21 protein-coding genes are annotated in these 22,938 nt (G+C 68.2%); 13 read left to right on the top strand and 8 right to left on the bottom strand.

From position 1 onward, the window contains the following. The first annotated feature begins 249 nt into the window (after window positions 1-249). From AC1DXX_RS29390 to AC1DXX_RS29370, 5 genes are all read left to right on the top strand, one after another. Complete coding sequence (locus AC1DXX_RS29390; RefSeq protein ID WP_478137732.1) at window positions 250-1,176, top strand: TauD/TfdA family dioxygenase; 927 nt, start codon at window positions 250-252, stop codon at window positions 1,174-1,176. Further along, a complete protein-coding gene (locus AC1DXX_RS29385) occupies window positions 1,173-2,351 on the top strand; it encodes a hypothetical protein (RefSeq protein ID WP_478137731.1) in 1,179 nt (392 codons plus the stop codon). The genes AC1DXX_RS29390 and AC1DXX_RS29385 overlap by 4 nt, the downstream gene beginning before the upstream one ends. Window positions 2,352-2,357: 6 nt before the next feature. After that, the gene (locus AC1DXX_RS29380) at window positions 2,358-3,749 is read left to right on the top strand and encodes an alpha/beta hydrolase family protein (protein ID WP_478137730.1); all 1,392 of its coding nucleotides are present in this window, start codon (window positions 2,358-2,360) and stop codon (window positions 3,747-3,749) included. 123 nt (window positions 3,750-3,872) lie between these two features. Beyond that, window positions 3,873-4,778, top strand: coding sequence for an SDR family NAD(P)-dependent oxidoreductase (locus AC1DXX_RS29375; RefSeq protein ID WP_478137729.1), 906 nt, complete (start codon window positions 3,873-3,875; stop codon window positions 4,776-4,778). A gap of 79 nt (window positions 4,779-4,857) precedes the next feature. Further along, entirely contained in the window at window positions 4,858-5,748 is an 891-nt protein-coding gene (locus tag AC1DXX_RS29370) for a LysR family transcriptional regulator (protein ID WP_478137728.1), read from the top strand. An 11-nt stretch (window positions 5,749-5,759) separates the two neighbouring features. Here AC1DXX_RS29370 and AC1DXX_RS29365 read toward each other — a convergent pair whose 3' ends face one another. The 3 genes from AC1DXX_RS29365 to AC1DXX_RS29355 are packed head-to-tail and all read right to left on the bottom strand — an operon-like array spanning window position 5,760 to window position 9,088. Then, entirely contained in the window at window positions 5,760-7,124 is a 1,365-nt protein-coding gene (locus tag AC1DXX_RS29365; RefSeq protein ID WP_478137727.1) for an MmgE/PrpD family protein, read from the bottom strand. A gap of 14 nt (window positions 7,125-7,138) precedes the next feature. After that, entirely contained in the window at window positions 7,139-8,299 is a 1,161-nt protein-coding gene (locus AC1DXX_RS29360) for an acyl-CoA dehydrogenase family protein (RefSeq protein ID WP_478137726.1), read from the bottom strand. Between the two features lie 6 nt (window positions 8,300-8,305). Then, window positions 8,306-9,088, bottom strand: coding sequence for a citryl-CoA lyase (locus tag AC1DXX_RS29355; protein WP_478137725.1), 783 nt, complete (start codon window positions 9,086-9,088; stop codon window positions 8,306-8,308). Between the two features lie 105 nt (window positions 9,089-9,193). On the opposite strand from AC1DXX_RS29355, the gene AC1DXX_RS29350 reads away from it, so the two are divergent. The 3 genes from AC1DXX_RS29350 to AC1DXX_RS29340 are packed head-to-tail and all read left to right on the top strand — an operon-like array spanning window position 9,194 to window position 14,076. Then, window positions 9,194-11,521, top strand: a complete 2,328-nt coding sequence (locus AC1DXX_RS29350; RefSeq protein WP_478137724.1) for an acyl-CoA dehydrogenase — start codon at window positions 9,194-9,196, stop codon at window positions 11,519-11,521. 44 nt (window positions 11,522-11,565) lie between these two features. Further along, complete coding sequence (locus AC1DXX_RS29345; protein WP_478137723.1) at window positions 11,566-12,552, top strand: Bug family tripartite tricarboxylate transporter substrate binding protein; 987 nt, start codon at window positions 11,566-11,568, stop codon at window positions 12,550-12,552. Between the two features lie 3 nt (window positions 12,553-12,555). Then, window positions 12,556-14,076, top strand: a complete 1,521-nt coding sequence (locus tag AC1DXX_RS29340) for a class I adenylate-forming enzyme family protein (RefSeq protein ID WP_478137722.1) — start codon at window positions 12,556-12,558, stop codon at window positions 14,074-14,076. Here the strand turns inward: AC1DXX_RS29340 and AC1DXX_RS29335 are convergent. Beyond that, entirely contained in the window at window positions 14,015-14,482 is a 468-nt protein-coding gene (locus AC1DXX_RS29335) for a nuclear transport factor 2 family protein (RefSeq protein ID WP_478137721.1), read from the bottom strand. The genes AC1DXX_RS29340 and AC1DXX_RS29335 overlap by 62 nt on opposite strands. Before the next feature lie 192 nt (window positions 14,483-14,674). On the opposite strand from AC1DXX_RS29335, the gene AC1DXX_RS29330 reads away from it, so the two are divergent. Then, the gene (locus tag AC1DXX_RS29330; RefSeq protein ID WP_478137720.1) at window positions 14,675-14,854 is read left to right on the top strand and encodes a DUF3606 domain-containing protein; all 180 of its coding nucleotides are present in this window, start codon (window positions 14,675-14,677) and stop codon (window positions 14,852-14,854) included. 155 nt (window positions 14,855-15,009) lie between these two features. Next, on the top strand, window positions 15,010-15,687 hold the full coding sequence (locus AC1DXX_RS29325) for a hypothetical protein (protein WP_478137719.1): 678 nt from the start codon (window positions 15,010-15,012) through the stop codon (window positions 15,685-15,687). Here AC1DXX_RS29325 and AC1DXX_RS29320 read toward each other — a convergent pair. Next, a complete protein-coding gene (locus AC1DXX_RS29320; protein WP_478137718.1) occupies window positions 15,633-16,871 on the bottom strand; it encodes a DNA topoisomerase IB in 1,239 nt (412 codons plus the stop codon). The two genes, AC1DXX_RS29325 and AC1DXX_RS29320, sit on opposite strands and share 55 nt — an antisense overlap. 120 nt (window positions 16,872-16,991) lie before the next feature. On the opposite strand from AC1DXX_RS29320, the gene AC1DXX_RS29315 reads away from it, so the two are divergent. Further along, window positions 16,992-18,035 carry a purine-nucleoside phosphorylase gene (locus tag AC1DXX_RS29315; protein WP_478137717.1) on the top strand — a complete coding sequence of 348 codons (1,044 nt, stop codon included), beginning with the start codon at window positions 16,992-16,994 and terminating at the stop codon, window positions 18,033-18,035. 39 nt (window positions 18,036-18,074) lie between these two features. Here the strand turns inward: AC1DXX_RS29315 and AC1DXX_RS29310 are convergent, their stop codons facing one another. Then, window positions 18,075-18,533 (bottom strand): Lrp/AsnC family transcriptional regulator, encoded by a 459-nt coding sequence (locus tag AC1DXX_RS29310; protein ID WP_478137716.1) that lies wholly within the window; start codon window positions 18,531-18,533, stop codon window positions 18,075-18,077. 105 nt (window positions 18,534-18,638) lie between these two features. Between AC1DXX_RS29310 and AC1DXX_RS29305 the strand changes: the two genes are divergently transcribed. Both AC1DXX_RS29305 and AC1DXX_RS29300 read left to right on the top strand, forming a co-directional pair. After that, complete coding sequence (locus AC1DXX_RS29305) at window positions 18,639-19,265, top strand: LysE family translocator (protein WP_478137715.1); 627 nt, start codon at window positions 18,639-18,641, stop codon at window positions 19,263-19,265. Between the two features lie 61 nt (window positions 19,266-19,326). Next, complete coding sequence (locus AC1DXX_RS29300) at window positions 19,327-20,607, top strand: aspartate carbamoyltransferase (RefSeq protein WP_478137714.1); 1,281 nt, start codon at window positions 19,327-19,329, stop codon at window positions 20,605-20,607. Window positions 20,608-20,621: 14 nt separating this feature from the next. Here the strand turns inward: AC1DXX_RS29300 and AC1DXX_RS29295 are convergent, their stop codons facing one another. Together AC1DXX_RS29295 and dinB are read right to left on the bottom strand one after the other, a co-directional pair. Beyond that, entirely contained in the window at window positions 20,622-21,299 is a 678-nt protein-coding gene (locus AC1DXX_RS29295) for a TIGR02117 family protein (RefSeq protein ID WP_478137713.1), read from the bottom strand. An 11-nt stretch (window positions 21,300-21,310) separates the two neighbouring features. Further along, window positions 21,311-22,510, bottom strand: coding sequence for a DNA polymerase IV (dinB, locus tag AC1DXX_RS29290; protein ID WP_478137733.1), 1,200 nt, complete (start codon window positions 22,508-22,510; stop codon window positions 21,311-21,313). Window positions 22,511-22,938 lie beyond the last annotated feature (428 nt).

The raw sequence follows: 22,938 nt of genomic DNA, 5'->3' as shown, positions 1-22,938 counted from the left end.
TCGCTGCGCAGAGCACACCGCCAGCGTGATCGCTCAGCGCAGCGGTTGATCGGCCAGCACGAGAGCAGCGCTCATCGTGCACAGGGCACCGGGTGCTCCCCGCAGCGAAATAAAGGAGGAGCGAAGCGGGGGACATTCGCGGAGGGGAGTACCCGGTGTCCTGTGCACACGCCCTGAACAACAGCGCCCCGAAGAAAAGCCCCCGGTCTCGAATGCGAAATGAATCACTGAAAAGGTGCGAACGAACCCATGCAAATCACCTCCACCTCGCGCGAACCGCTCGCGCCCTGGATCCGCCGACACCGCGACCGCATCGACGAAGCGCTGTGGGACGACGGCCATGTCCTGTTCCGTGGTTTCGACGTCGGCGGCCTCGACGGTTTCGAGGCCTCCGCCGCTTCGGCCTGCGACGCGCTCTACAGGCACTACGGCGACCTGCCGCTGGCCAGCGCCAGCGAGAACGTCTATTTCGCCACGCCGTACCCCAAGCACCTGGAGATCCGGTTCCACAACGAGGCGTCGCACACCCAGACCTGGCCGTCGCGCCAGTTGTTCTTCTGCCTGGAACCGGCGTCGGAAGGCGGCGAGTGGACCCTGTCGGACGGACGCCGGGTGATCGAACGCCTGCCGGCGGAGATGCTCGAACGGTTCCGCGAACTGGGCCTGGTCTACCGGCGCCGCTTCATCCGCGGCCTGGATGCCTCGTGGGAGCAGTTTTTCAAGGTCGGCAGCCTGCAGGAACTGCGCGACAAGATCGCGTCGACCGGGCACGAGATCGACGCGAGCTCGGAGAACGACGTCACCGTGTCCTACCGCACCCACGCCCTGTTGCGGATTCCCGAACGCGACACCGAGGCCTGGTTCAACCAGGTCCTGTTGCACCATCCCGACGCGCTGCCGAACGAAGTCCACAGCCTGCTGAGCAAGCACTTCAGGCGCGACCAGTTTCCGCGCACGGTGTTCTTCGGCGACGGCAGCCCGATCCCGACCGAGTGGGTGCGCACCATCGACCGGGTGCTGACCGAGTGCGCGATCCGCATCGAGACCCAGACCCACGACGTGCTGCTGGTCAACAACCTGCTGATGGCCCATGGGCGCCTGCCGTACAGCGGCAACCGCCAGATCCGTGTCGCGCTGGGCGACATGCGCGACCACGCCGCGATGGTGCCGGCATGATCAAGCGCCAGCACGTCGCGAGCGACTTCTTCCCCGAGGCCGAGGCCCTGCGCACGGCCTACGACGACAAGGTGAAGAACGCGTACAGGCAGACCGTGCAATGGCAGTACTTCTGCGAACCGCAGATGTACACCTACCTGCGCACGGTGCCGCAGCAGGTGTTCCCCGAGGCACTGTACGGGCGCTTCACCCAACATCTGAAGCAGTGGTGCATCGACCACCTCGGCCAGCTTCCGACCGGCGCGCCGAACCTGCACCTGATGGTCAACGGCTGCACGCTGGGCCTGCACAGCGATTTCCAGAACGGCACCTGGGGCTTCGTCTACTCGCTCACGCGCTGGCAGACCCGCAAGTTCTCCGGCGGCGAAACCCTGCTGATGCGCGACGGCGTGCCGAGCTACAAGAAGCACCACGTGCAGGGTGAGACGCTGTACGAACTGGTGCCGGCGGAGTTCAACCAGTTGCTGCTGTTCGACGACCGCATCGTGCACGGCACGCCGACCATCCAGGGCAGCATGGACCCGCTGGAAGCGCGCATCGCGCTGGTCGGCCATCTGCGCGCCACCTCGCCGGTGGTGACGGGTGCGCTCGACGCTGCCGCGGCGCGCAAGGTCGTGTTCGAGTTTCACCGCGACCTTGCCGAACCGGTCAAGCCCTACAAGGACGTGCAGGGCGTGATGACCTTCCGCCTCGCGGTGGGTGCGGACGGCAGCGTGGCGTCGGTCGATGTGTTGACCGACAACTTCGTGACCGCGCAGAGCGGCCATGAGGCCAACGACGAGGTCGCCGCGGCGCGCGCGCTGGTGCTCGATGCTGCTGCGAAGTTGCGTTTTCCGGATGCGGGTGGGCCGTCGAAGGTCACTGCCGCGGTGCTGCTGCCGCTGCCGCTGCCGGACCTGCGACCCATCGAGATATCCATACCGCACGCCGGACGCCCAGCCGCGCTGCAGGAAGTGCTCAAGGCACAACTGAAGCAGCAGGGCGAGGCGTTGGGATTTCAGGCGGACCTGCAGGGCGACAGCTTCGCCGTGCGCGAGCCGCTGGCCGGCACGATCCGCATCGAGAGCCATCGCATCGTCGCCGCGTTCGATCCACCGATGTGGGTGCCCTCGCAGCGCGAGCATTTCCAGTCCGCACTGGCCGAGAACCTCGGCATGCTGGCCAGGTACGGCTGAGGCGCGATGTCGGTTCTGGACGGCGCCATCGTCGTGATCGCGGTCGGCCTGGCCCTGGCCGCGGCAGTGACGAGGCGGGTCGATGCGCGCGCCATCACTGCCGTGTTGGCGGCGTTGGTGATCGCCTGCCTCGTTCAACTCTGGCACGAGGGCTTCTACTGGCAGTACGTAGCCATCTACGTGCTGCTGGCGGGACTGGTGGTGCTGGCGTGGAGGCGTAGCCGGGCGCCGCCGCGGCGCGCGCTCGCATGGCTGGGGCGCGGTGGCATTGCAGGGCTCGCCGCAGTGGCGTTGCTGGCATGGAGCTTCGTGCCAGTGCCGGAACTGCCCGCGCCGAGCGGCCCGTATCCGGTCGGCAGCCAGGTGTTCCGGTGGATCGACCCCGAACGCGACGAAGCCGCGACCGACGACCCGAACGATCGCCGCAACGTCGTGGTGCAGGCCTGGTATCCAGCGGTGGCTGGTGAAGGCGCTGGGTCGCGCTACATCGATGGCCTCCGAAGATTGCCGTCCTGGGTGTCGCTGATACCCGGCCTGGTGATGCGGCGCTACGACCGCATCGACACCCATGCCCGCGCCGACGCACCGGTCGCCACGCAACGAACCCGCTGGCCGGTGGTGCTGTTCTCGCCGGGCTACGGCGCGTCGCGTGCGTTCTACTCCGGCCTGCTGGGCGACCTGGCCAGCCGTGGTTTCGTCGTGCTCGCGCTGGACCATCCCTACGAAGCGCCGGTCGTGGAACTGGCCGACGGCCGCCTGGCGACACCGGCCCAGCGCTTCCTGCCGGACGATCCGGACCGCTCGCGCTACATGAGCGCACAGCAGGCCCTGCGGGCGGCGGACTTGCACTACGTCGTCGACCGGATCGGCCGTCCCGGCGCGTTCGGTCCGCGCCTGTCAGAGCGGCTCGATCCGCAGCGTATCGCCGCCATCGGCCATTCCTTCGGCGGCGCCAGCGCGGTCGAGGCGGCCATGGGCGATGCGCGCATCCGCGCCGTCGCCAACCTCGACGGCACCCTGTACGGCCGTGCGGCCACCGACCCGATGCCGGTCCCGTTCCTGCTGCTGGAAAGCGACCACCGCGAGACCCGGCATTCGCAGCACTATCTGCAAGGCAACCTCGCCCTCGTGTACCACCTGCGCGCGGGCGGCTACCGCTACCAGATCGCCGAGGCCAACCACTACAGCTTCACGGACGTGCCGCTGTACCTGTCGGCGCCCGCGCGTTTCGTGCTGGCCGCATGGATCGGCGGATCGCGCGGTCCGGCCCGGAGCCAGGCCGCCAGCAACGATGTGCTGGCGGCGTTCCTGGGTGGCCCCTTGCTGGACGCGCCCGGCGACGTCGCCGAGGCAGCGGCACGTCATGCAGGGTTGAGCGGCGGCGCCGGGCAGGACTGACGGCGCACCGGTGCCTTGGGGCCGAAGCCCCTCTTCGGAAATCAGAAACCCGCTTCCCGCCCCCTGTGGCATTCTGGGTCGACATCGCGAACCCGCGGTCGAACATCCGGAGCAGAGACAAAAATGGTTGAAGGAAAAGTGGTCGTCGTCACTGGCGCGGGCGGCGGCATCGGGCGCGACATCGCGCTGGCCATGGCGAAGAACGGCGCGAAGGTGGTGGTCAACGACATCGGCGCGGCGCTCGACGGCGCGGGCGGCAGTGCGGGGCCGGCGCAGCAGGTGGTCGACGAGATCCGCGCCGCGGGCGGCGAGGCCGTGCCCAGCACCGACAGCGTGGCCGATGCCGCGAGCGCCGCGCGCATCGTCGAATGCGCCGTCGAAAGCTTCGGCCGCATCGATGCGGTCGTCAACAACGCCGGCATCCTGCGCGACCGCTTCTTCCACAAGATGTCGGTCGACGAGTGGGATGCCGTGCTCAAGGTGCATCTCTACGGCGCCTACTACGTGAGCCGGGCCGCAGCGACGCATTTCAAGGAACAGAATTCGGGCGCGATGGTGCACATGACCTCGACCTCGGGCCTTATCGGCAACTTCGGGCAGGCCAATTACGCGGCCGCCAAGCTCGGCATCGTGGCGCTCTCGAAGTCGATGGCGCTCGACATGCTCAAGTTCAACGTGCGCTCCAACTGCATCGCGCCCTTTGCCTGGAGCCGCATGATCGGCGCCATTCCCACCGACACCGACGAGCAGCGCGCCCGCGTCGACAAGATCAAGCAGATGACGCCGGCCAAGGTCGCGCCGCTCGCGGTGTACCTCGCCAGCGATGCGGCCAGCGCGGTCAACGGCCAGATCTTCTCGGTGCGCAACAACGAGATCTCGCTCATCAGCCAGCCGCGGCCGGTGCGCTCCGTCCACCGCTCCGAGGGCTGGACGCCGCAGAGCATTGCCGAGCACGCCATGCCCGCGATGCGCGCCAGCTTCTATCCGCTGGACCGCTCGGCGGACGTGTTCAGCTGGGATCCTGTCTGAGGTCAAACCCTGAGAAGGGCGCGCGCAGCGCCATTCGCCGGACAATGCAGGTTCCTCCCGCTTCCTTCGTGCCTGCCCGGTGAACCTGCATTTCGACCTGTTCGACCTGAAACTGTTCGTCTACGTGGCGGACGCGCGCAGCCTCACGCGCGGCGCCGAGAAGGCCTGCATCTCGCTGGCCGCCGCCTCCACCCGCATCAAGCAGATGGAGGAGGCCGTGGGCGGCAAGCTGCTGCACCGCAGCGCGCAGGGCGTGAGCCTCACGGCGGCGGGGCAGGCGGTGCTCTATCACGCCAAGCGCGTGATGCAGCAGATGGAGCACCTGCGCTGCGACATGCAGGACTTCGGCAAGGGCATCAAGGGCCATGTGCGCGTGTTCGCCAACACCACCTCGATCACCGAGTACCTGCCGCAGAAGCTGGCCGGCTTTCTCACGCAGCATCCGGCCGTGCAGGTGGACCTGCGCGAATACCTGAGCGAGGAGATCGTGCGCGCGGTGGCCGACGGCGAGGCCGACATCGGCATCCTGGCCGGCGACGTGCACACCGGCGAATTCGACGCGCGCCCCTTCGGCCGCAACCAGCTCGTGCTGGTGGTTCCCGTCACGCACCATCTCGCGGGAGCGCCCTCGGTGGCCTTTGCCGACACGCTCGACGAGCAGCACGTGGGCCTGCACCATGGCAGCGCCATCCATCGCTTCCTGCAGCGCCGTGCCGAGCTGGCCGGCCGGGGCTTCAACCCGCGCATCCAGGTCAGCAGCTTCGAGGCGATCTGCCTGATGATCGAAGCGGGCGTGGGCATCGGCGTGCTGCCGGCGTCATCGGCGCAGCGGCTGTCGATGGCCATGCGGATCTCGACGGTCGCACTCAGCGATGCATGGGCGGAGCGAGAACTCAAGCTCATTGCGCGCAACCGCGAGCAGTTGCCGGCGTCGGCGCGCGAGCTGTTCGATCATCTCGTTGCGCCTTAGCGCCGCTGTCCTCAGGGCAGCCAGCGTTCCACCCGCGGTGCGTCGGCCAGTTGCCAGATGCGCTGGCACAGGGCCTTCGCCTCGTCGGCCGTGGCGCCTTCGCCGTAGTGCGCCAGGCGCTGCATCTTGTCTTCGATCTCGGTGCGGCTCAGGGTGTTGCCCGGGTCGCCCTTGGGCTCGTCCACGCGGCCTTGCAGCGTGCGGCCGTCGGCCGTCTCGACGCTGACCTTGCCGATCCAGCGGGCGGGGTAGGCGGCGTCGACTTCGGCATCGAGTTGCATCGTCACCTTGTCGCGCAAGGCCGCCACCTCGGGTGCGAGAAAGTCGTGGTCGAACTCGCCGAGGCCCGCGCGGCCGTGCACCGCGATCAGGCCCAGCACCGTGCCCATCGAGAACTTGCCCTGGTGCACCGTGGCCGGCACGCTCACGCGGCCGAGCACATCGATGGCGCCCTGGTGCACATGCGCGGTCACGCGTTTCACATCGCCGTGCTTCAGCTGGTTCTGCGTCATCACCTGCAGCAGCGCATCGGCCGCGGGGTGCGTGTGGCGGCAGGAGGCGTGGTATTTGAACGAGGTCTCGGCCAGTGCCCAGCGGGTGCCGAGGCCGTCCGTGAGCTTTGCCGGATCGGCGTCGCTCGACATGCCGACACCGAGGCCTTGCGCGCCTTCGAGGATCTTCGCTGCGCCGGTGAAGCCGTCTTGCGCGAGGTACGCCGACATCAAGCCACTTGCCGCGGCGTGCGCGCAATGCAGTTGCTTCGAATCCGCCGCATCGCGCAGGAACTCCCAGACACCGGCGGATTGCGTGCCGGCCGAGCCGAAGGCGTGCAGCATCTGCTGCGGCGTGAGATTCAAAAGACGGCCCACGGCGGCCGCAGCCGCCAGCGTGCCCGCCGTCGCGGTGGTGTGGAAGGTCTTGTAGTGCGAGCGCCCCAGGAATTCACCGACGCGAATGCCCACCTCGTAGCCTGCGACCACTGCGGTCAGCAACTGTGCACCGCTCGCACCGATGCTCTGCGCCACGGCGAGTGCGGGTGCGATGACCACGGCCGCGGGGTGGAACACCGAGCCGTTGTGCACATCGTCCTGCTCCACGTAGTGCGAGGCCGCTGCATTGACGAGCGCCGCAAACACCGGCGAGCTGGTGCGCCGCGAAGTCAGTATCTCGCTCGGTCCATCGGCCGGCCCCATCATCTGCGCGAAGCGCTCGATGCTGCGCACGGGCCGCGCCGTGCGGGCCGCGTGCACCGAGCCCAGCCAGTCGAGCATCAGGTCTTCGGTGCGGCGAAGCACGGGGGCGGGAATGTCCGCGAACTTCAGGTCGGCGGCGAAAGCGGCGAGCACCTTGCTTGGATGATTCGAAGAAGAGGTCATGAGATGCAGTCCCTTCAGAACGAGCGGGGCAGGCCGAGCATGTGTTCAGCGACGTAGCTCAGGATGAGGTTGGTCGAAATCGGCGCCACCTGATAGAGCCGCGTCTCGCGGAACTTGCGTTCGATGTCGTATTCGCACGCAAAGCCGAAGCCGCCGTGGAATTGCAGGCAGGCATTGGCCGCCTCCCAGCTCGCCTTGGCCGCGAGGTACTTCGCCATGTTGGCCTGCGCGCCGCAGGGTTGGTGCGCATCGAACAGGCGGCAGGCCTCGTAGCGCATCAGGTTGGCGGCTTCGATCTCGATGAAGGCCTCGGCGATCGGAAACTGCACGCCCTGGTTCTGGCCGATGGGGCGGCCGAACACCACGCGCTCTTTCGTGTACGCCGTCACCTTGTCGATGAACCAGTAGCCGTCGCCGATGCATTCGGCCGCGATCAGTGTGCGCTCGGCGTTGAGGCCGTCGAGGATGTACTTGAAACCCTGGCCCTCCACGCCGATCAGGTTCTCAGCGGGAATCTCGAGGTTCTCGAAGAACAGCTCGTTGGTCTCGTGGTTGACCATGTTGAGAATGGGCCGTACCGTCATGCCCTTGCCGATGGCCTCGCGCAGGTCGACGATGAAGATCGACATGCCTTCGGACTTCTTCTTCACGTCCGCGAGCGGTGTGGTGCGTGCCAGCAAGATCATCAGGTCCGAATGCTGGATGCGCGAGATCCAGACCTTCTGGCCGTTGATGACGTAGCGGTCGCCCTTCTTCACGGCCGTGGTCTTGATCTTCGTGGTGTCTGTGCCGGTGCTGGGCTCGGTCACGCCCATCGACTGCAGGCGCAGTTCCCCGGTGGCGATGCGCGGCAGATAGTCGCGCTTCTGTGCCTCGCTGCCGTGGCGCAGCAGCGTGCCCATGTTGTACATCTGGCCATGGCAGGCGCCCGAGTTGCCGCCGCAGCGGTTGATTTCTTCCATGATGACCGACGCCTCGGTGAGGCCGAGGCCCGAGCCGCCGTACTCCTGCGGGATCAGCGCGGCCATCCAGCCGGCCTTGGTGAGGGCATCGACAAACTCGGCGGGGTAGCCGCGTGCTTCGTCGATCTTGCGGAAGTATTCGTTGGGAAACTGCGCGCACAGGTCGCGCACGGCGTCGCGGATGTCGGGGAAGCGGGCGTCGTTGTTGTTCATCGTCGTTCAATCCTGGCGGGGGCCGCCGGCTTCTTTCTCTACGCGCTGCCAGATCTCGATGGCCATCGGGTCGTCGATCTCCTCGAGGATGTGGCCCACGAGCCCGATGGCGCGCGCCATCACGCCGAAGCCGCGGATGATCTTCCACGGAAAGCCGAACTCGGCAGCAATCGCGCCGATGGCGCCCGTGGCATTGATCGGCAGCGACTTGCCCGAGACACGCTCGGCCTCTTCCTGCACCGCCTGCATCAGCGCGACGTAGTGGCTGGAGAGCCCGTTCTCTGCCGCGATCTGGAACAGCCGCGGCGTGCGCGGATCGATGGGCTTGTGCAGCGGATGCCCGAGGCCCGGCACGATCTGCTTGCGGGCGCGGTGGCCGGCCACGATCTCCTTCGCCATCTCGGCCAGCGGCCGCGTCGGCTTCTCTCCAAAGGGAATTGCTTCGTACAGCATCTTCGCCGCGCCTTCGGTGCTGCCCACGAACACCGTGCCCAGCCCGCACAGGCCGGCGGCCACGGCCGCCTGCAGTGCCTCGGGTGCGCCCGCATAGGTCAGGCGTGCAGCCAGCGCGCTCGGCGTGATGCCGTGCTCGACCAGCGTGACGACGATGGCGTTGAAGGTCACGGATTCCTGCGGCGTCGGGATGCGGCCCGTGAGCTCTAGGAAGGCCATGTCGCCGAGGTTCAGGTGGCCGAGGATTTCCGAGGGCAGGTCGCGCCCGCGCACGGTGATCCTGTCGGGTGTGCTGTGGCCGAGGTCGGTGTGCAGGGATTTCTTGATCTTTGTCATGGGTGGAATCTAGCCCTCCCCGCGCGAAGCCGCTCTGTGATTGCGAAACCCTCCCTTCGGCAAATGCAAATGCCGTTCTGCGAGGGCTTCTGTCACGCTGCGGCGATGGACCTCGAATCACTTTCCGCCATGCGCGAAGCGGCGCTCGACTACTTCGTGCGCAGCCGCGCCACCCAAAGACGCCGCGCCCTGATGGAGCAGCCCGAGGCCCACGAGGCGCAGGGCTGGAATGCCCTCGCCGAGCTGGGCTGGACCGGCATGCTGGCGCCCGAATCCTCAGGCGGCCTCGGGCTGGGGCTCGACGGCGCCGCGGAAATCCTGCGGGCGGCCGGCGAGCATGCCGCGCCTGAGCCGCTGCTGGCCGTGGCCGGTCTCAGTGCGCTGCTGCTGGCGCGGCTGGACACACCGGGTGCGCGCGCATTGCTCGCCGAACTGGTCGCGGGCCGCAGCCTGCCCGCGTTGGCCTGGCAGGAGAGTGCGGGTGACCTGAGCGCCGTGCCGCTGGCCTGCGGCTGCGAGAGGCGCCCCGGCCATGCAGGCGGCGTGCTGCTGCAGGGCGAAAAACTCATGGTGCTGCCCGGCGCTGCCGCCAGTGGCTGGCTGGTGTCGGCGCGTGGCGATGACGAGGCGGTGCTGCTGTGGGTGCCACGCGGCACGGACGGTGTGACCGAAACACTGGTGCCGCTGGTGGATGGCGGCCAGGCATCCAGCCTGCGCTTCGAGCAGGTCGCGCTGCCGCCCGATGCCGTGCTGGCCGAAGGGCCCGCAGCACAAGATGCATTGCGCCATGCGCTCGCAGCTGGCCAGATTCTTCAGGCGGCCGAGCTGCTCGGTGCGGGACAGGCCATGCTGGCGCAGACGATGGCCTACCTGCGCACCCGCTCGCAGTTCGGCAAACCCATCGGCAGTTTCCAGGCCTTGCAGCATCGTTGCGTCGACATGTTCATCCACCTCGAAGTGGCGCAGGCCACGCTGAACGAGGTGTTGGCGCTGGCCGGCGAGGGATTGTCGGCGGACCGGCTCGAGGCCGAGGCAAGCCGTGTCAATGCGCGCTGCACGGCCGCCGCGCTGCAGGCTTCGCGCTCGGCGGTGCAACTGCATGGCGCCATCGGCTACACGCAGGAGTGCGACCTCAGCCTGTTCTACAAGCGCGTGCTGTGCCTCTCGGCCTGGCTGGGCAATGTCACTGCGCATCAGCATCGGCACGCCTTGCTCACCGGAGAGGGCGAGGCCGCGGCGAGCACCAACGCATGGACCGGCGAGTTTCCCCGCACCGCCGACTGGTCCGCCATGCCCGAGGCCGAGTTCCGCCGCATGGTGCGCGGCTTCCTGCAGCAGCGCTATCCGCAAGCGCTGCGCTATCTCTCGCACCGCGCCCGCTGGAGCGAGGTGCGCGACTGGTACCTCACGCTGTCCGCGCAGGGCTGGATCGCCCCGGCCTGGCCCCAGGCGCACGGCGGCATGGGCCTGCCGGCCGACAAGCTGATCGCCTGGATCGAGGAACTGGAGCAATACGGCGTGGCGCGCGCGCCCGACCAGGGCATCGTGATGATCGGGCCGCTCCTGATCCAGCACGGCACGCCCGAACAGCAGCAGCGCTTTCTGCCGCGCATCCTGAGCGGCGAGAACGTCTGGTGCCAGGGCTACTCCGAGCCCAACGCCGGCTCCGACCTCGCGGGCCTGCGCACCGAGGCCGTGGCCGGGCGCGATGCCGAGGGCGATCACTTCATCGTCAACGGCCAGAAGATCTGGACCACGCTGGCGCAGGACGCCAACCACATCTTCATGCTGGTGCGCACCGACAAGGAGGCGCGCAAGCAGGAGGGCATCAGCTTCCTGCTGTGCGACCTGCGCACGCCGGGCATCACGGTCCGGCCGATCCACACGCTGGCAGGCGAGCCCGAGTTCTGCGAGGTGTTCTTCGACAACGTGCGCGTGCCGGCCGGCAACCTCGTGGGCAAGCTGCATGGCGGCTGGACCATCGCGAAGGCGCTGCTGGGTTTCGAGCGCATCTTTCTCGGCAGCCCCAAGCAGTCGCAGTACGCACTGGGACAGCTCGCGCGGCTGGCGCAGGCGCGGCGTCTCTTTGCCGATCCGGTGTTCGCGCAGCGCTTCGCGGCCCTGCGGCTCGACGTGCTCGACCTGTCGGCCGCATACACCGGCTTCGCCGACATCGTGCGCGCCGGCAAGCCGCTGCCTGCCTCGGTCTCATTGCTGAAGATCTGGGCCAGCGAGACCTACCACCGCATCGGCGCCTTGCTGGTCGAGGCGGGCGAAGAGCAGGGCGCGGTCGCCGGCGACCAGGTGCTCGACGGGCAGACCTTCAACGTGCTGTCCCCGCTGATCGGCTCGACGGCCGCAATGATCTACGGCGGCACCAACGAGATCCAGCGCAACATCCTCGCGCGGCAGGTGCTCGATCTGCCGGCTTGATCGATGCGAGCCGCCGAAGAAATACACAACAGGAGACAACGCCCATGCAATCCCTCGAACTCACCCGGCGCCATGCCGTGGCCGCGCTGGCGGGCAGCGCATTGCTGTCCGTGCTGCCCTTGCGCGCATTCGCGCAGCAGCCGCTGCCTTCGCTCATCAAGCTCGTCGTCGGCTATTCGGCCGGCGGGCCGGTGGATGGCGCCGCGCGCCTGCTCGCGCCCGCGTTGAGCCAGGAGCTCGGCACGCAGGTCATCGTGGACAACCGTCCCGGCGCGAGCGGATCGCTCGGCGGCGATGCGGTCGCCAAGGCGCCGCCCGACGGTGCGATGCTGTTCTTCGGCGCGAGCCCGACCATCACCATCAACCCGAACGTGCAGCGCAAGATGCCCTTCGACCCGATGAAGGACCTGACGCCCATCGCGCCGCTGGTGGACTACACCAACGTGCTCGTGGTCAACAAGGACCTGCCGGTGCGCAACGTGGCAGAGCTGCTGGCCTATGCGAAGGCGACGCCCGGCAAACTGTTCTACGGCTCGGCCGGTATCGGCGCCTCCAACCACCTGTGTGGCGCGCTGCTGGAGAAGATGACTGGCGTGCAGCTCACGCACGTGCCCTACAAGGGCAGCGCGCCCGCGCTCGCCGACGTGATGGCGGGCACGGTGCCGATGATGTTCGACATCATCGCGACCTCGCGGCCCTTCATCCAGTCGGGCCGGCTGCGCGCGCTGGCCGTCACTTCGCGCCAGCGCAACCGCATGCTGCCCGATGTGCCGACGATGATCGAATCGGGCGTGGCCGACTACGACGTGGGCGGCTGGTTCGGCCTCTACGGTCCGGCGCGCATGGACCCGGCGCTGGTCGCGCGCATCAATGCCGCGGCCCGCAAGATGCTGGCGCGCGAAGACATCGCGAACCGGCTGCGCGAGCAGGGCTACGACGTCTGGTCGGGCAGTGCCGAACTGCTCGCGGCCAAGGGCCAGTCCGACCGCAGGCTCTGGGCGACGGCGTCCAAGGGCATCGAGGCGGAATAGCCGATGCGCCGTATCCACAGCCTGCTGGAAGAGCGTGCGGTTCGCACGCCGGATGCCGTTTTCCTTTTCGAACCTGCGGGCACCACGACGTATGCGGCGCTGCAGGCGATGGTCGACGTCGCCACGCAAGACCTGCTGGCCGCCGGCGTGCGGGCTACAGACCGCGTGGTGCTGGTGGCCGAGAACTGTGCCGCGCACATCGCGCTGCTCATGGCCTGCAGCCGCGTCGGCGCCTGGTCCTGCGGCGTCAATGCGCGCATGTCGCCGGGCGAGATCGCGGCCATCGTCGAGCGTGCGGACGCGCGCCTGTGCTGTTTCACGACCGGATCGTCGGAGGCTGCGCGCCAGCATGCGCAACGTGCGGCGGCCGAGCCGGCGACGTTGCCGGGCGTGATGTATTCCGCCGTGCGCGCCGAAGCCCGTCCCGAACCCGATGCCGCACTGGCCGATACGGCCGCGATCATCTTCACTTCGGGCACCTCCGGCACGCCCAAGGGCGTGATGGTGTCGCACCGCGGCCTGCTGCATTTCGGGCGCGTGTCGGCGACGGTGCGAGCGCTCGACGAGCGGGACCGGGCCTACGCCTTCCTGCCGATGACCCATATCTTCGGCATCGGCACGGTGCTGATGGCGGCACTCACGGGCGGCGCGTCGCTGGTGCTGCGCGGCGCCTTCTCGCCGGCCGACATGCTGCAGGCACTGGCGCACGAACAGGTGTCGAACCTGCTCGGGCCGCCGACGATGTATGCGCGCCTGCTGGCGCACATCGACGCGGAACGCATCGTGCCGCGCTTCCCGCAGCTGCGCTATGTCTATACCGGCTCCGCGCCGCTCGACCTCGGGCTCAAGCAACGCGTCGAGCGCCTGTTCGGCCTGCCGCTGCACTACGGCTACGGCCTGTCGGAGTACGCGGGCTCGGTGTTCCTCACGCGCATCGAGGCGCCGCGCGCGGACACCGCGGCGGGCTACGCAGTCGAAGGTGGCGAGGCCCGCATCGTGAATGCCGATGGCGAGGATGCGGCACCGGGCGACACAGGCGAGATCTGGCTGCGCGGCCCCGGCCTGATGCTCGGCTACTTCCGCGACGCGGCGGCCACCGCCCAGGTGATGCGCCCCGGCGGCTGGTACGCCACCGGCGACCTCGGGCGCTTCGATGCCGACGGTGCGCTGTTCGTGGTCGGCCGGCTCAAGGAAATGATCATCCGCTCGGGGTTCAACGTCTACCCCGCAGAGATAGAGACGGTGATCGGCCGCTTCGAGGGCGTGCATCTGTGCGCGGTGGTCGGCGTGCCGGAGCCCGACGGCAACGAGCAGATCGTCGCCTTCGTCGAGATGAAGCCCGATGCGGTGCTGGACGAACCGGCGCTGCGCGCGCACCTGGCCGAGCACCTCTCGCCCTACAAGCGGCCGGCCCGCATCGAAGTGATCGACGCCATGCCCGCCACCGCCAACGGCAAGCTGCTCAAGCGGGAACTGCAGGCACGGGCCCGGCAGCCCGGAGGTCCGACGGAAGGTCGCCGATGATGCTGCGGCGGCCTTTCTGCGTGTCCATGTACTCGCGCATCCGGGCGATGCGGCCTTCGCGCAGTTCGAAGATGAAGCAGTAGTCGTTGTCGTAGTGCCTGCCGTTGGCGAGCGTGGCCTGCATGCGCTCCTCGAGGATCACGGTGTCGCCATCGCAGTGCATGTGGGTGAACTGCACCGAGACGTCCGCCACGAACAGCTTCGGAAACTCCTCGACCAGGAAGCGCACGATCGTGTCCGGTCCGATCATGTGGTCCGTGAAGCCGAGGGCCACGCCGGTGGCGTTGTCCTTGGGGGCGAGCCATTCGGCGTCCTCGGTGAACGCGGCCCGGATGCGTTGCGGGTCGCGGCTCGCGAAAGCCTTCCATGCTTCGGAGACGGCGCGCTTGTTCTGTTCGGGTGTCATGCTGGGTTTCGTCAAAGGAGTGAAGGAGCGACCGAAGATAGGTGCCGTGCTTCGCACCGGCACGCTGCTTCCGGACATCTCCAACCCATCCCGCCGCCCTCGGACTTTTCCTGCAAGGAGGCGCGCTGCCGTCCTCCAGTCCACCGCCCACGGGTGCTGCATCGTCGAGGCCTCCAACAAGGAATCCACACCATGGTCGATGATCTGAGCAAGCGCGGACCGCAGGATGCAACCCGTATCGATGTCAACGAAGCCCACGAGGTCCGCTACTGGACCCAGACGCTGGGCGTGACCGAGGCGCAGCTGCGCTCGGCTGTCGCCGCCGCCGGCGTCGAGGTGAAGGACATCCGGACCTACCTCGGAAAGCCCTGAGCGGCAGCGCCGCAGCCGTAGGTACGCTCCTACACGTCGGGGCAGAGGCGGGCACGATACTCGTTGTCTTGTTCCCGTCTCAGGAAGATTGCCGTGACCGTGTCCCTCGCTGCCCCCCGCCTTGCAGGCTGCGCCCCGATCCCGGCGGCCGCACGATGAAGGCGTCGCCCGGAGCGCGCAGTTGGATCGCCGCCGGCGTGCGCCATGAACTGCTCACGCGCGCCTTGCCCGCCTTGCGGCACGACATGGCGGCACCCACCTCGGTGATCCGCATGGCGCTGATGATGCTCAAGCGCCAGATCGGCGCGACCCCCATCGATGCGCCGGCCTGCGAGGAGCGGGTGGCGCTGATCGACAACCAGGTGCTGGAGCTGGTGCAAGCCATCCGCTCGCTGCGCGACTGGGAATTGGCCACCACCGACGACGGCATCACCCGCGGCGCGCTGGTGACGCAGTGCGTGAACCTGATGCGCTCGGCCTTCGACCTGCATGGCGTGATGCTCGATGCCGACGCCATGCCCGAGCCGCGGGAAGACGAGCAACACTGGCCCGCCGCGGCCGCGTTGCGCTACCTTTTCCTGGGCGCGCTCGGCTACCTGCACGACGGCGAGGCCGAGGCCGGCACGATCCGGGTCGAGCCGGACGGCGCCGATGCACTGCGCCTGGTCGCCTTGCCGCGCGAGCCCGGCGGCGCGAACCCGGTGCTCGATGCGCACCGCGCGCCGCGCGCGCTGGCCATCGACGCGATCGCGCTCCAGAACCTCGCCGAGGACATGGGCTACGCCATCGTGCTGGAACGCGACAGCGTGCGCTTCGCGCTGGCCGCGCGCTGAGGCGCGAAGCTCTTTCCGGTGTTTTTCTCGGCGCGCTGCGCGCGCGCCTGCTCCTGCCGGTGCGCGCGCAGGAAGGCCAGCAGCCGCCGCTCCGCCGCATACAGCCCGCGCGAGGGCCCGGCTGCGGCGCGGCCCGCGATCTTCTCGAACAGGGCGGAGGCCGCATCTTCGTCGTCGTCCGCGAGCGCGCTGCCCAGCGCCAGCACGGCCGGGTGCACGTAGGCCTTCTTGCAGACCGCCGGCGTGTTGCCCAACTGCCTGGCGACGGCCGCGAGGATGTCCTTGGCGCCATAGCGGCTGCCGTCGAAGGCGGTGCGGCCGGGCTCGCAGGCGAGGCGCGTGAGTTCCAGCGCCTGCACCGTGCCGTGCCAGGTGCGGAAGTCCTTGGCGGTGAAGCGTTCGCCCTGGGCGGCTTCGGCGATGTAGTCGTTGACGTCGGTGGAGGAAACACCGCGCAGCTCGCCGTCTTCATCGGTGTACTGGAAGAGCGACTGGCCCGGCAGTTGCTGGCATTGGCGCACCACCTTGGCGACGCGCGGGTCGTCGAGCCGCGCCTCGTGCATCACGCCGCCCTTGCCGCGAAAGCGCAGCTGCAGCGCCGCGCCGCGCACGGCGGCATGCCGGTTGCGCAGCGTGGTGAGGCCGAAGGAGCCGTTGCTGTTCGCGTACTCCTCGTTGCCGACGCGCAGCAGCGTGGTGTCGAGCAGCCGAATCAGCGCGGCCAGCACCTGGCTGCGGCCGGGCGTCTTCCGTCCCTTTTCGGGCTGCAGGTCGCGCGCCACGCGAGCGCGGATGCGCGGCAGGGCGAAGGCGAAGGCTTCGAGCCGGTTGAACTTGGTCTCGTCCTTCATCACGCGCCAGTCGGCGTGGTAGCGGTACTGCTTGCGCCCCCGCGCGTCGATGCCGGTGGCCTGCAGGTGGCCGTTGGGCAGGGGGCAGATCCACACCTGCGTGTAGGCCGGTGGAATGGCCAGCATGCGGATGCGGGAGATCTCGTCCACGTCGCGCAGCCACCGGCCCTTGGCGTCGCGGTAGCGGAAATGCTCGCCGTGCTTCAGGCGGCTGATGCCTGGCATGTCAGGGTTCACGTAGACCAGGCCGTTGGCGATGGGCGTGGGCCTGGAGGGCGCCCTGGCGGGCGGTTCGACAGGCGATTCGGAGATAGGCGAGGTGGCGGCCGGCATGAGGTTTGCATCCGGGGGATGCATCCGCTTGTGCCAGCACCGACAATCGCCCGGTGTAGGACGCCGCAAGCTGTTGGTGCCTCTCTCCTCCCCCTGTCTGTCTTCTGCGGTTTCAAAATCATGTTCTCTCGCTGGTCCTTCCTTTGCGCCCGCTGGTCGGCGCTGTGCGGCGCGGCATTGCTCGCCACGGCCTGTGCCTCCACCTCGTCTGCTCCGGACGCGCGTTCGATCGCCGCGCCCGTCAAGGTCAAGGTGTTCGTCGCCGCCATGTTCGAGATTGGCCAGAACACCGGCGACCGCGCCGGTGAGTTCCAGCACTGGTACGAGCGCTACTGGAAGGGCGCCAAGCCGATGGCCGTGCCCGGCGCGCTGCAACCCGTGTACTGCAACACCGACGGCGTGTGCGGCGCGGTGCTCGGCATGGGCAAGGTCAACTCGTCGTCGTCGATGCAGGCCATCCTGCTGAACCCGCAATTCGATTTCTCGCAGGCCTACTACGTGATCTCGGGTGTGGCCGGCACGCCGCCCGCGCGCGGCACCATCGGCGAAGTGAGCTGGGCCACCTGGCTCGTCGACTACGACCTCGGCCACCGCTGGGCGCCCGAGGAGAACAAGGCCGGCGAGCCCACCTTCATGCCGCGCAAGGGCTACGAGGAATACCGCCGCTTCAGGCTCAACCCCGATCTCGTGGGCTGGGCAATGAAGCTCTCGGCCGACACGCCGCTCAAGGATTCGGAGTCGGCCCGCAAATACCGCCTGCGCTACGCCGACGCCGCGGCCCGCCGTGCCCCCTTCGTCGGCACCGGCACCCACATGACCGGCGACACCTTCTTCCACGGCCCGGGCATGTCGAAGCAGGCGCAGTACATCGCGAAGCTGTACGGTGCCGACGACTACGTCATCACCGAGATGGAAGCCGCCGCGATCACTCTCGTGATCAAGCGCACCCACGGCACCGACCGCGTGATGAGCCTGCGCGGCGCGGTCAACTTCGACCAGGGCAGCCCGAAGGAAACCACGCTGCAGCACCTCGATCCGGCGCCGGGCGAGACTGCCGGCGGCTTTGCCGAGACGGTGGAGAACATCGCGCTCGTGGGTACCCGGGTGGTCGACCACATCGTGACGAACTGGCCGCAATGGCAGGGCGGCGTGCCGAAGCCCTGAGAGCCGCGTCGAGCGCGTGCCGAATGACGCGGGTTGCCTCTACAGGGCGGGCATCGCCACACCGCGGCGCGGCACCGGTGTCGAGAAAACGATGGACGTGCGCGTTTCCCCGTACACGTTGATCGACGCGATCAGGTCTTCCAGGTGCGGCAGATCGATGGCAACGACGGTCATCATGTAGGAGTCGGCACCGCTCACGTGGTGGCACTCCAGCACTTCCGGCATCGTCGTGAGCTTGTGGATGAGCTTCTTCTTGCCCGGTTGCGACACGTTGATGCCGATGATGGCCCGCACGGCGTAGCCCACCGCCGCTGGAGGCACCTCGGCATGGACGCCTCCGATCACGCCAGCTTCCTCCAGGCGCTTGAGCCGCTCTGCGGTCGCGGGCAGTGAAAGACCTGCTGCCTGGGCCAGCACCTTGAGCGACTGACGGCCGTCGGCCTGCAGGGCCTGGATCAGGCGCCACGCCTTGTCATCGAGTGGTGGGGCTGTTTTCATATTTCTCCTTCGGGGCCGATCTGCCCTGATTATTTCTCGAGAATCGGGCCATTTGCCTGAATTCCGGTATTCAGCAAACCGGGGCAGAAACCTAGCATTTGCCTCATGAACACAGATGCACTGACTCTCTTTTTCAAGGCGCTGGCGGTGGGGCTCCTGATTGCCGCACCGGTTGGCCCGATCGGCTTGCTGACCATCAAGCGCACGCTGGACCAGGGCATGGCCGCCGGTCTGGCGACGGGCCTTGGCGCAGCGTTTGCCGACGCGATCTACGGCGCCATCGGGGCCTTCGGGATCACACAGGTCATCGGCTGGCTGGTGGGCGCGCGCGTGTGGCTGGCGTTGGTGGGCGGTGCGATGCTGTTGTGGATGGCATGGCGCATCTTCAGCCAGCCGCTCGCCACGGATGCTGCGCCGTTACCGTCTCGCGCGGAGCTGATGCGCTGCTTCGCGGGCACCTTCGTGCTGACGCTCTCCAACCCGGCCGCCATCCTGTCGTTCATTGCCGTCTTCGCATCGATGGCCGGCGCAGGCACACAGGCGCTGTCCCCCATCCCGATGATCGCGGGTGTCCTGATCGGCTCCTCGGCCTGGTGGCTCACCCTGTCATTCGGTGTCGGCCACTGGCGCCACCGGTTCGACGCGACGTGGAGAAAGAGGATCAACCACCTGTCGGGCGTGTTCCTGGCCGGATTTGCCCTGTGGCAGTGGGGAGGGATGCTGGGGCGTTGAAATGTACGCATAGCGCAGATTTTTGAGAAAGTAATCTACGCATGGCGTATATTTATGGCCCATGAGCCAGCAACAAGACATCCTGCGCGACGCCATGCGCCGCCTCAACCTCACCCGCGACGCGTTCTCCGAACGGCTGGGTGTCCGCCGCCGGGCGCTCGACACCTGGCTGCTGCCGGCCGACTCGGGCGAGTCGCGGGCCATGCCGGAGATGGTGGGCAAGTTCGTCGCCGAGATCCTGCAGCGCGAGGCGCAAACGACGGCCGGTGCCGACGGCCGTCCGCTCGGGCAGCGCATCGCGGCCGAGGGCCGGCCGCACCTGCTGTCGGTCGCGCAGTTCGACCGCGACAGCCTCGAGGGCCTGTTCCAGGTCGCCGACGTCATGCAGCCCATCGCGCGGCGCCAGAAGGTCACGCGCGTGCTCGAGGGCGCGGTGCTCGGCAGCCTCTTCTTCGAGGCCAGCACCCGCACCCGCGTGAGTTTCGGCGCGGCCTTCTGCCGGCTCGGCGGCACGGTGTGCGACACCACGGGCTTCACCTTCTCGTCGATGGCCAAGGGCGAGTCGATCTACGACACCAGCCGCGTCATGAGCGGGTATGTCGATGCGCTGGTGGTGCGCCATCCCGAGCAGGGCTCGGTGGCCGAGTTCGCGCGGGCCACCAACATCCCGGTCATCAACGCCGGCGACGGGCCGGGCGAACATCCGAGCCAGGCCATCCTCGACCTGTACACCATCCAGCGCGAGTTCTCGCGCATGGGCAAGCTGGTCGACGGCACGCATGTGGCGATGGTCGGCGACCTGAAGTACGGCCGCACCGTGCATTCGCTGATCCGGCTGCTGTCGCTCTACCGCGGGCTGAAGTTCACGCTCATCGCGCCGCCGTCGCTGGAGATGCCGGCCTACCTGCTGGAGCTGGTGGCGCGCAACGGCCATGTGATCGAGCAGACGCAGTCGCTCGAAGAGGGCCTGCGCGGCGCGGACGTGGTCTATGCCACCCGCATCCAGAAGGAGCGCTTCGCGGGCGAGGAGATCGAGGGCTACACGCCCGAGTTCCAGGTCCGCAAGGCGCTGGTGGACACGGTCTGCAAGCCCGACACCATCCTGATGCATCCGCTGCCGCGCGACGCGCGCCCGGGCGCGAACGACCTGAGCATCGACCTCAACCACGATCCGCGGCTGGCGATCTTCCGCCAGACGGACAACGGCATCCCGGTGCGCATGGCGCTGTTCGCAGTGCTGATGGGCGTGGAGCACCAGGTGGCGCGCTCGATGCGCGATGCGGGCTGGCGCTCGCCCGCGCACATCGGGCCGGACGACGCAGACTTCGACGGGCTGGACTGATTGACCGGCGACGCTCAGGGCGTTGCCGGCTCCAGGTGCCACACCACGTTGAAATCGAACGGCGTCCAGCGGCTCACGGTGACGCCTGCCTGCCGCAGGCCGCGGCCGGTCCAGGTGTTGCAGGTCTCGAAGAGGTGGTAGCCGCCTTCGGCTTCGTAGAAGGCATCGTCGTTGCCGTAGTGCGCGCCCGCAATCGGCGTCGCGCGGCCCGAAGGCAGAGAGGCGCGCACGTAGTCTGCGAGCTGCACGTACTGCGCATGCGAAAGCGGCAGCCTGTAGGCACCGGTTCGCAATTGTGTGCGCCGCAGGTAGCTCACATGCATCAGCGCGCGGTTGCCGCCCGACAGCGCACCGAAGGCGCGTGCGGCCGTCAGGTCGCCCCAGGTGGGTGTGTTCAGGTAGAACTCGCGGTCGCCCCAGCCGATGGCGATGAACTCGGCGTCGGGCGGCACGGCCCTGAAGTCCGCGAGCGGAAAAAGCTGCAGCCAGTCGATCGTGGCCGAGCGGATCGGAAACACGAGGTCGGTGTGCACGCCGTTGCTCAGCACCCAGGCCTCGACGGCGGGCGCTTCCGCGGCCGGCTTCGCATTGGCCGGCCAGAGCACCAGCGCACAGGCCACGGCCACATACAGCCCCACCGCCAGCACGAGCCCCAGCAGCGTGAGTGCCATGCGCCGGAGCCAGCGTTTCATCACGGCTTCGGTCAGAAGAGCGACGCGGTGGTCGATGCCGGCTCCGCCGTCGAGCCCGAGCGGGACCCGCCCGCGGCAGCCGGTGTCAGCGCCTCGGGGCTGCCCGCCTTCGCCAGCGCGCCCACGCGCACGCCGAGCAGGCGCAGCGGCCGTTCGAGCGGCACGCGCTTCAGGCACAGGCCGCCGACCTGCCGGATGGTCCTGCCGTCGTCGGTGAAGCGGTCGATGGTCTGGTCGCGCGTGGCGATCCTGAAGTCGTCGTAGCGCAGCTTGATGCCGATGGTCTTGCCCACGTAGCCCTTGCGCTGCAGGTCTTCGGCGAGCTTCTCGCACAGGTGGGTGAAGATCGCGCCCAGCTCGGCGCGGTCGCGCACCGCGTGCAGGTCGCGGTCGAAGGTGGTCTCGCGGCTCATCGAGACGGGCTCGCTCTCGGTCACCACCGGGCGGTTGTCGCGGCCCCATGACACCTCGTGCATCCAGGCGCCGGTGGCCTTGCCGAAGTTTTCGATCAGCCAGTCGCGCTCGCGCGCCGCGAGCTGGCCGACAGTCTCGATGCCGAAGCGCTTGAGCTTCTCGTCGGCCTTGGGGCCGATGCCGTTCACCTTGCGGCAGGGCAGTGGCCAGATGCGCGTCTGCAGGTCGTCCTCGTAGACGACCGAGATGCCATTGGGCTTGTTGAACTCGCTCGCCATCTTGGCGATGAGCTTGTTGGGCGCAACGCCGATCGAGCAGGTGAGGCCGGTGGCGTCGAAGATGGATTTCTGGATCAGCCGCGCGAGCACGCGCCCGCCCTCGCGCTGGCCGCCGGGCACGTCGGTGAAGTCGATGTACACCTCGTCCACGCCGCGGTCTTCCATCAGCGGCGCGATGTCGAGGATCACCTGCTTGAAGGCGCGCGAGAAGCGGCGGTATTCGTCGAAGTCGACCGGCAGGATCAGCGCCTGCGGGCACAGCTTGGCGGCCTTCATGAGCCCCATGGCCGAGCCGATGCCGAACTGGCGTGCCGGGTAGGTGGCGGTGGTGATCACGCCGCGGCCCGCATAGTCCTTCAGCCGCGGAAAGGCGCCGACCGGAATGTCGGCCAGCGTGCCGCCTTCGGGCAGGTTGCGGATGGCCTCGTCGACGCTGCGCCGTCCGCCGCCGATCACCACCGGCAGGCCCTTGAGCTGGGGATAGCGCAGCAGCTCGACCGACGCGTAGAAGGCGTCCATGTCGAGGTGGGCGATGCGGCGGATCGGGGGCGTTGACGGGGGCTGGGAACTCACGGAAACGATTGTCTCGCGGTCGGGGCGGTCGTGCCCGCCGAGGGGTTCGGCTCGGTCGGTGTTTGGCGCTTGCTCACGATCCATTCGGGGCGATGCGGATGCCTGTTGAGTTGCGCGGCGTGGTGCGGGGGCGCTGTTGTTCAGGGCGCGTGCACAGGCCACCGGGTACTCCCCTCCGCGAATGTCCCCCGCTTCGCTCCTTTATTTCGCTGCGGGGAGCACCCGGTGCCCTGTGCACGAGGGCACGCCGCTGGTTTGTGGCCGATCAACCAGTGCTCTGAGCGATCACGCCGATGGGGTGCCTTGCGCAGCGAAATAAAGGAGGAGGCCTGCGGCCCTAGGCCGCGCCGGGGGACATTCGCGGAGCAMGGTAC

It is taken from the genome of Variovorax sp. P4_B10, from assembly GCF_056402375.1.
This window is presented reverse-complemented; position numbering and strand designations above follow the sequence as displayed.

Coding starts and splice junctions, on each gene's coding strand:
- AC1DXX_RS29390 (WP_478137732.1), top strand. CDS start 250: ATGCAAATCACCTCCACCTCGCGCGAACCGCTCGCGCCCTGGATCCGC.
- AC1DXX_RS29385 (WP_478137731.1), top strand. CDS start 1,173: ATGATCAAGCGCCAGCACGTCGCGAGCGACTTCTTCCCCGAGGCCGAG.
- AC1DXX_RS29380 (WP_478137730.1), top strand. CDS start 2,358: ATGTCGGTTCTGGACGGCGCCATCGTCGTGATCGCGGTCGGCCTGGCC.
- AC1DXX_RS29375 (WP_478137729.1), top strand. CDS start 3,873: ATGGTTGAAGGAAAAGTGGTCGTCGTCACTGGCGCGGGCGGCGGCATC.
- AC1DXX_RS29365 (WP_478137727.1), bottom strand. CDS start 7,124: ATGACCTCTTCTTCGAATCATCCAAGCAAGGTGCTCGCCGCTTTCGCC.
- AC1DXX_RS29360 (WP_478137726.1), bottom strand. CDS start 8,299: ATGAACAACAACGACGCCCGCTTCCCCGACATCCGCGACGCCGTGCGC.
- AC1DXX_RS29355 (WP_478137725.1), bottom strand. CDS start 9,088: ATGACAAAGATCAAGAAATCCCTGCACACCGACCTCGGCCACAGCACA.
- AC1DXX_RS29350 (WP_478137724.1), top strand. CDS start 9,194: ATGGACCTCGAATCACTTTCCGCCATGCGCGAAGCGGCGCTCGACTAC.
- AC1DXX_RS29345 (WP_478137723.1), top strand. CDS start 11,566: ATGCAATCCCTCGAACTCACCCGGCGCCATGCCGTGGCCGCGCTGGCG.
- AC1DXX_RS29340 (WP_478137722.1), top strand. CDS start 12,556: ATGCGCCGTATCCACAGCCTGCTGGAAGAGCGTGCGGTTCGCACGCCG.
- AC1DXX_RS29335 (WP_478137721.1), bottom strand. CDS start 14,482: ATGACACCCGAACAGAACAAGCGCGCCGTCTCCGAAGCATGGAAGGCT.
- AC1DXX_RS29330 (WP_478137720.1), top strand. CDS start 14,675: ATGGTCGATGATCTGAGCAAGCGCGGACCGCAGGATGCAACCCGTATC.
- AC1DXX_RS29325 (WP_478137719.1), top strand. CDS start 15,010: ATGAAGGCGTCGCCCGGAGCGCGCAGTTGGATCGCCGCCGGCGTGCGC.
- AC1DXX_RS29320 (WP_478137718.1), bottom strand. CDS start 16,871: ATGCCGGCCGCCACCTCGCCTATCTCCGAATCGCCTGTCGAACCGCCC.
- AC1DXX_RS29315 (WP_478137717.1), top strand. CDS start 16,992: ATGTTCTCTCGCTGGTCCTTCCTTTGCGCCCGCTGGTCGGCGCTGTGC.
- AC1DXX_RS29310 (WP_478137716.1), bottom strand. CDS start 18,533: ATGAAAACAGCCCCACCACTCGATGACAAGGCGTGGCGCCTGATCCAG.
- AC1DXX_RS29305 (WP_478137715.1), top strand. CDS start 18,639: ATGAACACAGATGCACTGACTCTCTTTTTCAAGGCGCTGGCGGTGGGG.
- AC1DXX_RS29300 (WP_478137714.1), top strand. CDS start 19,327: ATGAGCCAGCAACAAGACATCCTGCGCGACGCCATGCGCCGCCTCAAC.
- AC1DXX_RS29295 (WP_478137713.1), bottom strand. CDS start 21,299: ATGAAACGCTGGCTCCGGCGCATGGCACTCACGCTGCTGGGGCTCGTG.
- dinB (WP_478137733.1), bottom strand. CDS start 22,510: ATGGACGCCTTCTACGCGTCGGTCGAGCTGCTGCGCTATCCCCAGCTC.